The following is a 12,794-nucleotide window of genomic DNA, read 5'->3' on the forward strand; positions in this document are numbered from 1 at the left end:
CGGATGCCGAGCGACACAGACTCCTTCGTCGAGGAGGCACGTGCCTTCCTCGACGCCCACGCGACCCGGCGCGCCGGCGGCGGCCAGGCCGTCCAGTGGGGCGTCGGCGACGACCAGGTCGTCTACTTCAGCACCGACCCGCCGGACGTCGACGCCGCGAAGGTCGCCGAGGCGAAGGCCTGGCAGAAGGCCCGCCACACGGGCGGCTTCGGCTGGATCACCGGCCCCGCCGAGTTCGGCGGCCGCGGCCTGACCTCCGTGCACGACCTGGCGTACGACGCTGTCGAGGCCGAGTACGACGTGCCCGACACGTCGGTGCTCTCCCTGATCGGGCTCGGGATGATCGGGCCGACGATCCTCGCGCACGCCCGGGAGCACATCCGGCGCCGCTACCTGCCCGCGATGTACGCCGGCGACATCATCGCCTGTCAGCTGTTCAGCGAGCCGGGCGCCGGCTCGGACCTCGCGAGCGTGCGCACGAGCGCGGTCCGCGACGGCGACGAGTGGGTCCTGAACGGCCAGAAGGTCTGGACGTCGGTCGCCCAGCACGCCGCGATCGGCCTGGCGTTGTGCCGGACCGACCCCGACAAGCCCAAGCACCGGGGCATCACCGCGTTCCTCGTCGACATGGCGGCGCCCGGCGTCGAGATCCGCCCGCTGCGCCAGATGAGTGGCGGTGCCGACTTCAACGAGGTGTTCCTGACCGACGTCCGCGTACCGGACGACCACCGGCTCGGCGACGTCGACGGCGGCTGGGCCGTCGCGATGACCACGCTGATGAACGAGCGGGCCAGCGTCGGGGGCGAGGGCACGTCCGGCCCCGCCGGCCGCGCCGTGTCCCTGCCGTTCCTCACGGAACTGCTGCGCGCGAACGGGCGGCTCGACGACGCCGCCGCGCGCCGCGAGCTCGCCGGCCTCTACGCCGAGGTGGCCGCCACCGACTACCTCAACCGCCAGTCGCTGCGCCGGGCCAGGGCCGGCGAGCAGCCCGGCCCGGAGGCGAGCGTCTCCAAGCTCATGTACGCCCGCAACCTCACCCGCGGCGCGCACTTCGCGGCCGAGATCGTCGGCCCGCGCCTCGTCGCGGACACCGGCGAATGGGGCACGTTCGCCTGGACGGAGCTGCTGCTCGCGACCCCGGCGCTGCGCATCCTCGGCGGCACCGAAGAGATCATGAAGAACATCCTCGCGGAGCGGGTGCTCGGCCTGCCGAAGGAGCCGGGCATCGACACGAAGTCGCCGTTCCGGGAGCTACGCCGCTCGGGAAGGGGCGAGTCATGACCGGCGACCTCGGCGGGGGCCTCGACGCCCCGGACGGGCTGATCGGGGAGGCGGAGCTCGAGGAACTCCGTGCGGCGGTGCGGGACTTCCTCGCGGCCAAGGCCGACGAGGCGGCCGTGCGCGCCGCCGTGGCCTCCGACCGCGGCTACGACGAGAAGATCTGGGCGCAGATGGCCGAACAGCTGGGTCTACAGGCGCTCGCGCTACCAGCCGAGTACGGCGGCGACGGCGCCGGCGTGACGGCGCTGTCCGTCGTGCTCGGCGAGCTGGGCCGGGCGCTGCTGCCCGTGCCGTTCCTCTCGTCGGTCGTGCTCGCCGGGACGGCGCTCGCGGCCGCCGGCGACGGCGACGCCGCCGGACGCCTGCTGCCCGGCATCGCGGCCGGCACCACCCTCGCGGCGCTGGCCGCGCCCGGCGCCGGCGGCGGCTGGGACCTCGGCGGTGTCGGTGGCCTCGCGGTGACGGCGCAGCCGGGGCAGGGCGGGGTCACGCTCGACGGCTCGGCTCCGCTGGTCGTCGACGGCGCCGGCGCGGACGTCGTGCTCGTCGTCGCCGCCAGCCCGGCCGGCCCGACGCTGTGCGTCGTCGACGGCGCTGCCGGCGGCCTCACGAGGACCCCGCTGCCCACCCTCGACCTCACCCGCCGGGTGGCCCGGCTCGACTTCTGGAGCACCCCGGCGACCGTCGTCGGCGAGCCCGGCGCCGCCGCCGCCGTCCTGCGTCGCGTCCTCGACGTGGCGACCACGGCGCTGGCCGCCGAGCAGGTCGGCGGCGCGCGGGCGTGCCTCGACGCCGCCACCGCCTACGCCAGGGACCGGGTGCAGTTCGGCCGGCCCATCGGGACCTTCCAGGCCGTCAAGCACAAGTGCGCCGACATGTTCACCCGCATCCAGGTCGCCGACGCGGCCGCGCGGGAGGCCGCCGCCGCCCTGGACGGCGTCGACGGCGCGCCCGACCCGGGGCTGGCCGCCGCCGTCGCCCACGTCGTCTGCTCCGAGGCGTTCATGTCCGCCGCGGCGGAGAACATCCAGGTCCACGGCGGCATCGGCTTCACCTGGGAGCATCCCGCCCACCTGTACTTCCGCCGCGCGAAGTCGTCCCAGCTGCTGTTCGGCGGCCCGGCCGTCTACCACGAGCGGCTGCTGGCCCGGGCCGGCGTGTGAGGCGCCGGTGAACGCCTCGGGAGGACTCGACGTCGGCCTCTACTTCGACCTGCGCAACCCGCCGCGGTGGCGGCGCGACCCGGCCAGGCTGCACGCCTTCACCCTGGAGATGTGCCAGGAGGCCGAGCACCTCGGGGCCCACTCCGTCTGGCTGACCGAGCACCACCGGTTCGACGACGACTACCTCGCCGCGCCGCTGACGTTCGCCGCGGCGATCGCCGCCCGGACGTCCCGGGTGCGCATCGGCACGGCCATCGTCGTCGCGCCGCTGCACCATCCCGCCGAGATCGCCGAGCAGGCCGCGATGGTCGACCTCGTCTCCGCCGGGCGGCTCGATCTGGGTATCGGCGCCGGCTACCGCGTCCCCGAGTACGCCCTGTTCGGGGCGTCCATGGAACGCCGCTACGGGCAGACCGACGAGCGGGCACGCGAGATCCGCCGGCTGTGGGGACCGGGTGGGGTGACGCCCCGGCCGGTCCAGGAACGGCCCCCGATCTGGATGGGCTACCAGGGCCCTCAGGGGGCACGGCGCGCCGGCCTGCTCGGCGAGCCGCTGCTGTCCGCGGACGCGGCGAACTGGCCGCAGTACCGCGCGGGGCTCGTCGAGGCCGGCCACGACCCGGCGACCGCCCGGATGGCCGGCGGGATCCAGGCGTGGGTCAGCGACGACCCGGAGGCCGACTGGCCGCTGGTCGCCCCCTACCTCGCCTACCAGCAGGACTCCTACCGCCGGCACATGGTCGAGGGCACCGACCAGCCGGAGCCCAGGGCGCTCGACCCGGAGAAGCTGCGGACCCGCTCCGCCCGGATCCTCGGCTACTTCTGGTGCGACACTCCGGAGGCCATCGCCGGGCGCATCTTCGACCATGTGAGCGACGCCCCGGTCGAGACTGTCTTCCTGTGGGCGTCGGTCGGCGGCCAGCCCGAGGAGACCGTCGCCCGCCACGTCCAGACGATCTGCACCCGGCTCGCCCCGCTCCTCGCCGCCGGCCCGGCCACCGGAGGGAGCGCGTCCCGTGCCGATCGCATCACGAGCGCTGTGGAGCGCTGACACGGCCGTCGACCTGCTCGACCGCTCCGCCGGCGCCTGCCGGCGGGAGCAGGCGTCCCGGCTGACGGCCGAGGGCGGGCGCTTCCGGGTCAGATCCAGCCGCGGGCGCGAGCGAGCTGGACGGCCTCGTGCCGGTTGACGGCACTCAGTTTGGCGACAGCAGACGACAGGTAGTTGCGCACCGTACCCCGCGACAGCGACACCCGCGCCGCGATCTCCTCCACCGGCGCGCCGCCGGCAGCTAGATCGAGTACCTCGGTCTCGCGCGGCGTCAGCGGGCTGTCTCCGGCCGCGATGGCCTCGGCGGCCAGCTCCGGGTCCACGTAGCGGCCGCCGCCGTGCACCACCCGCACCACGTCGGCGAGCACCTGCGCGGACACGGTCTTGGGCAGGAAGCCGCGCGCTCCGGCGGCGAGCGCCCGCTTGAGATAGCCGGGCCGCCCGTGGCTGGTCAGGATCACGTTGGCGCACGTGGGCAGGTCGGTACGCAGCGCCTGGGCGACAGCAATGYCGCCCAGACCAGGCATCTGGAGGTCGAGTAGCGCGACGTCGGGGCGGTGGAGCCGTCCCATCGCCAGCGCCTCCGGCCCGGATGCCGCCTGCGCGACCACCGTGATGTCGTCTTCCATGGACAGCAGCACCGCCAGCGCACCGCGGATGAGGTTCTCGTCATCGGCGAGCAGCACCTTGATCACCGGCCCGCCTCCGCCACGGTAGCCCCGGGCGACGCGGGCGACGCGGGCGGCGATGTCCCGACCAGGGACGTGCCTTCCGCGGCGTCGATGGGGACCGGGAGCCGCGCCTCCAGGACGAAGTAGCCGCCCGGCTCCCGGGCCGCGGTGAGAACGCCGCCCAAGCCGGCGAGCCGCTCCTCGAGGCCGGCGAGGCCGCTGCCCGCCCCAGGGGCGGGGGCCGAGCCGCCCAGCCTGGTGGTGCCCGCCGGGACTGCCGGAACGCCGTCGTTGGCTATCCGCAGCACCGCGGTACGCGCGCGACCGGGGCCGCCGCGCACCTCGAGGTCGATGGTGCAGGTGGTGGCCTCGCTGTGATGGATCACGTTGGTGGTCGCCTCCCGGACGACCCATCCGAGCGTGGCCTGCGCGGAGGCGGGCAGGGCCTGATCACGGCCGTCCCGGCTGACCTCGCCGGTGACCCGGCAGGCCACGCCAGCCGCACGCAACAGCGACCGCGCGCCCGCGAGCTCCGCGCCGAGGTCGGCCCGGCGGTAACCGTCGACCACCGCGCGCATCTCACGCAGCGAATCGTGGGCCACCTGACGGACCTCCAGCATCCGTTTCACGACTCCGGCGTCGCCGCGGGTGGCCAGGCGCGCGGCGAGTTCGCTCTGGACCGCTATCAGCGACAGGTTATGACCGAGGACGTCATGCAGGTCTCGGGCGAACCGCAGCCGTTCCTCCGCTACGGCCAGGCTGGCGTGGACCGCCCGCGACCGGTCGATCTCCCACACCACACCGAGCATCCAGGTCGAGACCCGGTAGGTGAGCGCCACGAACACGACCGTGTACGCGTAAATCACGGCCGCCTCGAACGCCGTCGTGCCCGACGCGTTCCCGGGCCCCGTCGTTCCGGCCCCCACGACCGCGACCAGCCCCCCGGCGACGACGGCGCCCAGCGACACGCAGCCGAGCAGCGCCGGTGTCCGCAGCAGCGGCGCGACCGCCACGGTCAGCATGCCACCGGCGATCATCGCCACGGTGAGCGTGACCGGGACGCCGTCGCCGGGATCGGCGGCGAACCCGGGGACGGCGGCGCCCACCGCGACCACCGCGATGGCGCCCGCCGCGGCCCCGGCAACCAGCCGAGCCGGCGGCCGCGGTCCGCCCAGGTAGGCCGCGAGCCCGGCGCGCAGCAGCACGACACAGGCCACGGCATGCAGCGCGGACACCACCAGGAAACCGGCGGCCAGCGATCCCCAGGCCCCCGCCCGGGAGTTGACCGCGAGCAGCGCCAGCCCCGGCTCGGCGGCGGAGAACAGATAGAGCGGCCACCGGACCATGGCGTCCATGCGCTCGGCGCTGCTCCGCGCGCGCCACCACCGCCACCACCTGGTCATGCGGTCCACACTGTCACGACCACCACGCCTCGGACGGTCGAGCGCGATCTTCCCGCGTCCCGGCCCGGCGGTTGGTCACTGGCGCGGTTCCCACCGGAACCACTGCCGCGCCGCCCAGYCAGCCGCGCCCGCCCACGACACCAGTACCAGGGTCGGCACCGCTGCCGCGCCGAACGACCCGGCGAAGTCGACGATGCGCCCGTCGGTGGCGGTTCCGGTCAGGCCAAGTCGCATCAGGTCGACCACCGGGGTGAGTGGCAGCACCCGGGCGACGGACTGCCACGGCGCGGCCAGGTCGTCCAGGGGGATGAACAGCCCGCACAGAGCCAGCGGCACCAGCAGCACCGGCATGGTCGTCACCTGTGCCAGCTCGACACTGGGGGTCACCGCGGTGCTGAGCGCGGCCAGCAGCACGAACACGACCGTRCCGAGTCCGACGGCGGCCACCACGAGCAGCGGGTTCACCGGCGCGGCCAGGTCGAACAGCGCCGCCGTGGCCACGGCGGCCACCACGATCTGCGCCCAGGCCACCACGATGGCCGGCGCCGCCGTCCCGGCCAGGATTTCGAGGTCACTGGCCTCACCGGCCCGCAGCCGCTTGAGCACCAGGGCCTCACGCCGAGCAACCAGCGTGGTGACGAGGTTGTAGTACACGGCAGCCAGGAGCACGATCGCCGTCAGCGCGGTGATCGCGGCCGCGCCGAGCCCGGCGAACCGGCGGTCCGGGTCCGAGGCCGACATGGCCAGCGGCAGCAGGCTCACCGGGGTTCCGAGAGCGATGAGCAGCGCCACGACGTTCCGCCGGAGCAGCACTGCTTCGGCCCGCCCCAGAGACCTGATCCGACGCGCCGCGCCGGCGCCGACCACTCCTGGCAGCAGGCGCGCCAGCCCGGTTTCGCGGCTCACACCGACATCCTGTCCGGTTGCCGCATCCGCGTTGCCCGCGCCGCCTGGGCTGACCGCACTGCTCGCCCAGGGCGTTCGAACTCGCCGGCGAGGGTCTCCTCGGCCTGGGCCACGGCGAGAAAGGCCTCCTCCAGCGACGCGGACCGGGCGTTGAGGTTGTGCAGGCGTATCCCGTGCCGGTCCCCCCAAGCCAGAAGCACCGCGAGCGTCTGCTGGAGGTCCGCGGTGGTCAGCAGGACCGCGCAGCCGCCCCCACCCCCGCCGCCGTCACCGCCGCCGTCACCTCCGCCGCTGTCACTGCCGCCGCCGTCACCTCCGCCGCTCCCGCTGCCTCCCTTGCCCTTGCCTTTCCGGCGGCCGAGCCACGCCTCGGCCAGGTGCAGCCGCGTGCCGGGCAGTTCCGGTAGCTCGACGGGGAGTTCGGCGTCCAGTTCGAACGAGATGCGGGCGGGTTGCGACGCGACCACCTCAGCCGGCGTGCCGGTCCGCACGAGGCGGCCCCGATGCATGATTGCCAAATGGTTCGCCAGCACTTCGGCCTCCTCGAGGTAATGGGTGGTGAGCACCACGGTGGTTCCCGCCGCGAGCAACTTCCCGATCCCGTCCCAGGTCGCACGGCGACTCTCCGGGTCCAGACCGGTTGTCGGCTCGTCGAGGAACAGCACCTCGGGCCGGCCGAGGATGGCCATGGCGAGGTCGAGCCGGCGCCGCTCACCTCCGGACAGCTGCCGGATGCGGACCGTCGCCCGGTCGCGCACACCGGCGATGTCGAGCGCCTCGGCGACCGGGCGCGGCGACGTCAGCGTGCCGGCCCACGCCCAGGCTGCCTCCGTGACCGTCAGATCGGCGGGAAACGCCCCGGCCTGGAGCATGATCCCGATTCTGGGGCGTACCAGGCGCCGGTCCCGGAACGGGTCACACCCGAGCACCCTGACGGTGCCGGCACTCGGCCTGGCCAGACCCTCGAGCACCTCCAGGGTGGAGGTCTTGCCGGCGCCGTTGGTCCCGAGCAACGCGAACAGCTCGCCTCGACGTACCGAGAACTCCACCCCCTGGACCGCGTCGTAGCCGCGCCTTCCCACCGGGCCATAGCGGCGCCAGAGCTCCGTGACGGTGATGACATTGGTGTCTTCGTCCACAGCATTTAGCATCCGGCAACATCGGCATCACGAACGGTGACGTCGTCACCAGATTCAATGAGCCGCACCCGGGTTCACCCATGACATATGTCAGCGATGGCCAGACGTTTTCGTCGACGCCACGTCGGGCGCACAGGGTGTACGGGTGGGGTCGGCGAGGCTGTTGGGCAGGCGGTGTTGCGTTCTCGACGCCGACGATGGCGTCGTCGACATCGATGTCCCGCCCGTCGCGATCTACTCGGGCGCGAATTAGTCGTGAGATACCGCGTCGACAAAGCCGGTCCGGTATGCCCATACCACCGCCTGGGTGCGGTCCCTGACCCCGAGCTTGCCGAGAATCCGCTTGAGATGGGTCCGTACCGTCTCCACGGAGAGGTTCAGCCGTTCGGCGATCTCCTGGTTCGACAGTCCGTCGGCCAGTGTGAGCAGCACCTGCTTCTCGCGTTCGGTGAGCTGGTCGGCCTGTATCAGTCGCTCCCGGTCCGGTGGGCGGCGGCGAGCGAACTTCTCCAGCAGGCGGCGGGTGACCGCTGGCGCGACCAGAGCGTCGCCCGCGGCTACCGTCCGCACCCCGTCCACCAACTGGTCCGGGGTGGCCCGCTTGAGGAGGAAGCCGTCCGCGCCGGCCGTCAACGCATCCTCGACGATCTCGTCGAGGTCGAACGTGGTCAGAACGAGGATTCTCGGCCGAGGAAGGGGCCAGCTGGCGATCTGGCGGGTTGCCCAGACCCCGTCCCGCCGCGGCATCCGCACGTCCATCAGGACGACGTCGGGGCACTCGCGGCGGGCCAGACGCACCGCGTCCTCACCGGTCGCCGCTTCGCCCACCACCCTGATCCCGGGCTCCGCGTCGAGAAGCGCGCGAAGTCCACTACGCACAAGAACGTCGTCGTCGGCCAGTAGCACATTGATCATGAGATGGCATCGTCGGCGCGGAGCGGAAGCGTGACGAAGACCCGGAACCCGCCCTCGACCGGGCCGGCCTCGAAGGACCCGCCCTCGATCCGTACCCGTTCCCGCATTCCGGCTAGACCCCGGCCCAGCACCGGGCCGGCGAACCCGTCACCTTCATTGAACACTTCGACCGTGACGCGGCCGGGGTCGGCCCGCATTCGTACCTCGATGCGCCCGGTGCTGCTGTGGCGCACGGCATTTGTCAACGCCTCCCGCACCACGCGGTAGACGGTGCGGGCGACATCGGCGGACAGGGCGGGGTCGATCGGCTCCAGCTCCAGCTCCACCACTCTGCCGAGCGCCCGGATCCGGTCGACGAGGCCGGCCAGCTCGACGCCCAGGCCCCCACCGTCGCCGTGCGCGCTCATCCGCTTTTCGTCCCGCGGGTGCAGCAGCCGCAGCAGCATATCCAGTTCACCCAGCGCCTCGCGGCCGACGTTCTCKATGTCGGCGAGGGCCTGGCGCGCAAAACCGGGATTGTCGGCGAAGACCCGGCGGGCGACACCCGCCTGCAGCACCACGACGTTGACCGCGTGCCCGAGCGCGTCGTGCAACTCGCCCGCGAGGCGGGCACGCTCGTCGAACTGCGCCTGTTCCACGGCCAGCTCCCGTTCCCTCGCTTCACCCAGCAGCCGGGCCCGCTGTTCTGTTGCGTAGGCACGGCGAGCCCGAGCGGCATCGCCAGCGATCACTGAGATCAGGAAGCACATCGCGATGCCGCTGAACGTTCCAGCCGTCGGTACGTCACGGTCGAACAGCGCATAGCCGCCCACCGCGGCCGCGGCCAGTGCCGATCCCGCGAGACGCGGCACGAGCCCGCCGGCGGCGAAGACGCCGAACAGCGCCAGCCAGGCCGGCCACTGCACGGCGCCCGTGGCGAAGCCGGCCGCGGAGTTGACCACCACGGCCACCGACGTCACCGCGCTCGCGGCGAGGGGTGCTGAGTGCCGCCATACCAATGACCACGCCGCGCAAGCGACGAGAGCCGCGCCGAGCAGGCCGGCGGGGCGGTGTGGCGGGTCACCCGGCGAGAGCACCGTCGCGGTGACGGTCACGGCCGCCAAGCCCACGGCCAACCAGACGTCGGAGCGCGCGGGGCGGCTCGTCAAGGTGACGAACGCCGCCCGAACATGGCGGTCCCCGCGCACCTTTCGGGTCGAGCGGCGGGCGGCCGGGCCGGCCACGGCTGTGGATGACATAGGTCATGGTGACGGTCGTCGGTCCGCCCGCGCGACCCCCGGTCAGGGCAGCCTCGGGTCACCCGTGCGGGTGATGCGGCATCCCCGGGCGGGCAGCCGGAATCCACCCGCCTGGGGGTCGATCCGGATCGGGCGGGAGATCCAGTGTTGGCGCCATGTCAACGATCGACCGGCCCGCCGCGCCGAGCCGCACCCGCACTGCGGCATTCTGGTGGTTCGCGCTCAGCGCGGTGGCCATCGCGATGTTCGCCCCGCTGCCGTACCTGACCTCGTCGCTGAGCAGTCTGGCCGATGACCAGAGCCGGCTGGCCGCCAACTACGTCGACCGTTCGCTGCCGCTGCGGACCGCGTTCTACCTGCACGTCGTGTTCGGCGGGACGGCCCTGCTCCTGTCACCCATCCAGCTCTCGGCCAGGGTGCGCGCCCGCGCGGCCGGGCTACACCGGGTCGTCGGACGGATCACGATCGCGGCCATCTGCGTCGCGGGCACCGCGGGCGCGGTGCTGGCGCCGGTCAGCCTCGCGGGCGGCGTCGGCACGGCCGGCTTCGGCCTCCTGGCCGTGCTGTGGGTGGTGTTCGCCGTGGCGGCGGCACGGGCGGGCGTCCGGCGGGACATCCGCGCGCACCGGCGCTGGGCGATCCGGACGTTCGCCATGACCTACGCCGCGGTGACCCTCCGCCTGTGGCTGGGCGTGCTGATCGCGGCGCAGAGCGGCATCGCTGGCACCGAGTCCGATCTCGCGTTCGACCGCGCATACCAGGTGGTGCCGTTTCTTTGCTGGGTGCCCAATCTCATCGTCGCCCACTGGGTCATCAACAAGTATGCCGGCCCGGCCACCCCCCGCTCGGTGGCCGGGCCGTGAGCAACCCCGAGGACCTCCCCACACCCGGGGCGTCACCAGGAGCGGAGGCCCGCCCCTTCATCGCCTCACGGCCGCGGATGCCAGCCTCCTGATGGGCTTCGCCCCAGCCGGGGCTCAGGCGGGTTCCTTGGGGAGGGCGAGGACGCGTTCGGCGAGGATGGTGCGCTGGATCTCGTTGGCACCGCCGTAGATGGTCTCGGCACGGCTGTTGAGGAAGCCTCGCTGGAAGCCGTCGAGGGCGTAGCCGTCGCCGACGATCTCCGCCGACGGGCCGAGCAACTGCATCGAGAGCTCGCCGAGCCGCTGATGCCAGGTGGCCCACTGCAGCTTGGAGACGGACGACTCGGAGCCGAGGTCGCCCGTCCGAGTGAGCGTGCCGATCATCCGCAGGTTGGTGTAGCGGACCACCTCGAGGCCGATCCAGACGTCCGCGCTGACCGAGGACGAGCTGCGGCCCACGGCCGTCAGGTGCTCGCCCCCTTTCAAGGTGCCGGTCGTGTGGCGTCAGCCGGCTTGCAGATGTTGCGATTGTTGCGGATACTTCGATTAGAAGACCGTGCGCGATGGTGGAGGTGACGGCGATGCCCGGCCAGGTTGACGGCGCGGCCAGGCAGCAGGGCGCCGAGAGAGAGCTTGCCCTGCGGGCGGCGCGACGCATCGGCGAGTACCTGACGACTCACCCCGGCGAGGGCCCGGTCACGATCAACGGTGAGCTCGCGGGTGACGACGCGCTGGTTGTCCCACGCGAAGCGGCCGTCCTGCTCGCGAAGATCCTCAGTTTTCTCGCCAACGGCGAGGGCGTCCATGTGATCCCCGACTCCGCCGAGCTGACGACACAGCAGGCCGCCGAGTTCCTCAACGTCTCCCGCCCCTACCTGATCAAACTCCTGGAATCCGGCGAGATCCCGTTCCGACTGGTCGGCACCCACCGCCGAGTCAGGTTCCAGGACCTGCGCGCCTACAAGAGCCGTGACGACCTGGCCCGGCGGCGCGCAGCCGATGAACTGACCCAGCTGACCCAGGAACTGGGGTTGTACTGACCGATGACCTTCACGGTGGTCTACGACGCCAATGTGCTCTACCCGAACACGTTGCGCGACCTGCTGATCAGAATCGCCCAGTCGGGCCTGGTCCAGGCCAAGTGGACCAGCCAGATCCTCGACGAGATGGTCACCGCGCTCCGCCGCAACCGGCCTGACATTCCGCCCACGCGCCTCGACCGTCTCCGTGACCTCATGAACGCAGCTGTCCGAGACGCTCTGGTGTCCGGCCACGAGCCGCTGATCGACGGGCTTAAACTCCCGGATCCTGACGACCGGCATGTCCTCGCCGCGGCGGTCAAGACCGGCGCCCAGGTCATCGTCACCCGCAACCTGAAGCACTTCCCCGCCACCGACCTGGAACCGTGGAACATCGACGCCCAGTCGCCCGACACCTTCGTGCTGAACCAGATCGGCGTCAAGGGGCGCGCAGTCGCCGCATCCGTCCGTCAGATCGCCGATTCTCGGACCAACCCACCGGAGTCCATCGACGACGTCCTCGACCAGCTGGAACGCGACGGCCTCGTGGAATCAGTCGCCGCGCTCCGAACGGTATAGCCAATCACCCGGTCGGCACTGCGGCGGCGAGAAGGTGTCCGTCCGGAGGCAGGCCCGCGGCGGCTGCCKGGAAGATCCATGTGGAAGCCGTCGACAGGTACTCCATGGCAGGGTCCTCGAACGTCTCACACCCGCCAGCACGACGACCGTCCCGAAACCTCACCAAACACCCGGCAAGAAAGGAAACCGGATCCGGCCGTCACCCAGGTAGTCCAGATCGCCCTCAACGCCGGCCTTCAGGATGAGACCGTCACCGCCGCCGTGTCCGCCCTCCTACGCGTCCACCGCTGCTGGCCCTGAGCCCGACAAAGCCGCGCCCGTGCCGCCGGGTTAGCGGAGCAGACAGAATCGCCGATGACCGTTCCCTCCCGTCGAGGAGCCACTGGCCCAAGTTGCGGCCGCCGGCGCGCTCGGCGCGTTACTCACCTGGCACTGGTCCTTCTGACCCCGCCGGGTCAGAGCTCAGGTGGCTTCCTTGGGGAGGGCGAGGACGCGTTCGGCGAGGATGGTGCGCTGGATCTCGTTGGCACCGCCGTAGATGGTCTCGGCACGGCTGTTGAGGAAGC

14 protein-coding genes are annotated in these 12,794 nt (G+C 72.3%); 6 read left to right on the forward strand and 8 right to left on the reverse strand.

The window, feature by feature from the left end:
* Positions 1-3 precede the first annotated feature (3 nt).
* Genes BCD49_RS36395 through BCD49_RS36405 form a run of 3 tightly spaced genes read left to right on the forward strand, consistent with a single transcriptional unit; the run spans position 4 to position 3,495 of the window.
* A complete protein-coding gene (locus BCD49_RS36395) occupies positions 4-1,281 on the forward strand; it encodes an acyl-CoA dehydrogenase family protein (protein ID WP_007507342.1) in 1,278 nt (425 codons plus the stop codon).
* Positions 1,278-2,444, forward strand: a complete 1,167-nt coding sequence (locus tag BCD49_RS36400) for an acyl-CoA dehydrogenase family protein (RefSeq protein ID WP_007507343.1) — start codon at positions 1,278-1,280, stop codon at positions 2,442-2,444. The genes BCD49_RS36395 and BCD49_RS36400 overlap by 4 nt, the downstream gene beginning before the upstream one ends.
* A gap of 7 nt (positions 2,445-2,451) precedes the next feature.
* The gene (locus tag BCD49_RS36405) at positions 2,452-3,495 is read left to right on the forward strand and encodes an LLM class flavin-dependent oxidoreductase (RefSeq protein ID WP_007507347.1); all 1,044 of its coding nucleotides are present in this window, start codon (positions 2,452-2,454) and stop codon (positions 3,493-3,495) included.
* 89 nt (positions 3,496-3,584) lie between these two features.
* On the opposite strand, the gene BCD49_RS36410 is transcribed toward BCD49_RS36405, so the two are convergent.
* The 6 genes from BCD49_RS36410 to BCD49_RS36435 all read right to left on the reverse strand — a co-directional run bounded on the left by BCD49_RS36410 (position 3,585) and on the right by BCD49_RS36435 (position 9,767).
* Positions 3,585-4,190 carry a response regulator transcription factor gene (locus BCD49_RS36410; RefSeq protein WP_071042422.1) on the reverse strand — a complete coding sequence of 202 codons (606 nt, stop codon included), beginning with the start codon at positions 4,188-4,190 and terminating at the stop codon, positions 3,585-3,587.
* Positions 4,187-5,521 (reverse strand): sensor histidine kinase, encoded by a 1,335-nt coding sequence (locus tag BCD49_RS36415; protein ID WP_035924761.1) that lies wholly within the window; start codon positions 5,519-5,521, stop codon positions 4,187-4,189. Before BCD49_RS36415 ends, BCD49_RS36410 begins: the two co-directional genes overlap by 4 nt.
* Positions 5,522-5,644: 123 nt before the next feature.
* Positions 5,645-6,475, reverse strand: a complete 831-nt coding sequence (locus tag BCD49_RS36420; RefSeq protein WP_083401911.1) for an ABC transporter permease — start codon at positions 6,473-6,475, stop codon at positions 5,645-5,647.
* Positions 6,472-7,626, reverse strand: coding sequence for an ABC transporter ATP-binding protein (locus BCD49_RS36425; RefSeq protein ID WP_007507354.1), 1,155 nt, complete (start codon positions 7,624-7,626; stop codon positions 6,472-6,474). Before BCD49_RS36425 ends, BCD49_RS36420 begins: the two co-directional genes overlap by 4 nt.
* Before the next feature lie 237 nt (positions 7,627-7,863).
* Entirely contained in the window at positions 7,864-8,529 is a 666-nt protein-coding gene (locus BCD49_RS36430) for a response regulator (protein ID WP_007507356.1), read from the reverse strand.
* Positions 8,526-9,767: a sensor histidine kinase gene (locus tag BCD49_RS36435; protein ID WP_007507359.1), complete on the reverse strand. Its 1,242-nt coding sequence runs from the start codon at positions 9,765-9,767 to the stop codon at positions 8,526-8,528. The genes BCD49_RS36430 and BCD49_RS36435 overlap by 4 nt, the downstream gene beginning before the upstream one ends.
* A gap of 155 nt (positions 9,768-9,922) precedes the next feature.
* On the opposite strand from BCD49_RS36435, the gene BCD49_RS36440 reads away from it, so the two are divergent.
* Positions 9,923-10,630, forward strand: a complete 708-nt coding sequence (locus tag BCD49_RS36440) for a DUF2306 domain-containing protein (protein ID WP_007507361.1) — start codon at positions 9,923-9,925, stop codon at positions 10,628-10,630.
* A gap of 114 nt (positions 10,631-10,744) precedes the next feature.
* Here the strand turns inward: BCD49_RS36440 and BCD49_RS36445 are convergent, their stop codons facing one another.
* Complete coding sequence (locus tag BCD49_RS36445) at positions 10,745-11,116, reverse strand: acyl-CoA dehydrogenase family protein (RefSeq protein WP_084174250.1); 372 nt, start codon at positions 11,114-11,116, stop codon at positions 10,745-10,747.
* 95 nt (positions 11,117-11,211) lie between these two features.
* On the opposite strand from BCD49_RS36445, the gene BCD49_RS36450 reads away from it, so the two are divergent.
* On the forward strand, positions 11,212-11,670 hold the full coding sequence (locus tag BCD49_RS36450) for an excisionase family DNA-binding protein (RefSeq protein ID WP_007507364.1): 459 nt from the start codon (positions 11,212-11,214) through the stop codon (positions 11,668-11,670).
* A 3-nt stretch (positions 11,671-11,673) separates the two neighbouring features.
* The gene (locus tag BCD49_RS36455) at positions 11,674-12,228 is read left to right on the forward strand and encodes a PIN domain-containing protein (RefSeq protein ID WP_007507366.1); all 555 of its coding nucleotides are present in this window, start codon (positions 11,674-11,676) and stop codon (positions 12,226-12,228) included.
* A 462-nt stretch (positions 12,229-12,690) separates the two neighbouring features.
* Here the strand turns inward: BCD49_RS36455 and BCD49_RS46650 are convergent.
* Positions 12,691-12,794, reverse strand: a 104-nt coding sequence (locus tag BCD49_RS46650) for an acyl-CoA dehydrogenase family protein (RefSeq protein ID WP_131803637.1), incomplete at its 5' end; no start/stop codon positions are given.

The organism is Pseudofrankia sp. EUN1h, assembly GCF_001854645.1.
GTDB lineage: Bacteria > Actinomycetota > Actinomycetes > Frankiales > Frankiaceae > Pseudofrankia > Pseudofrankia saprophytica.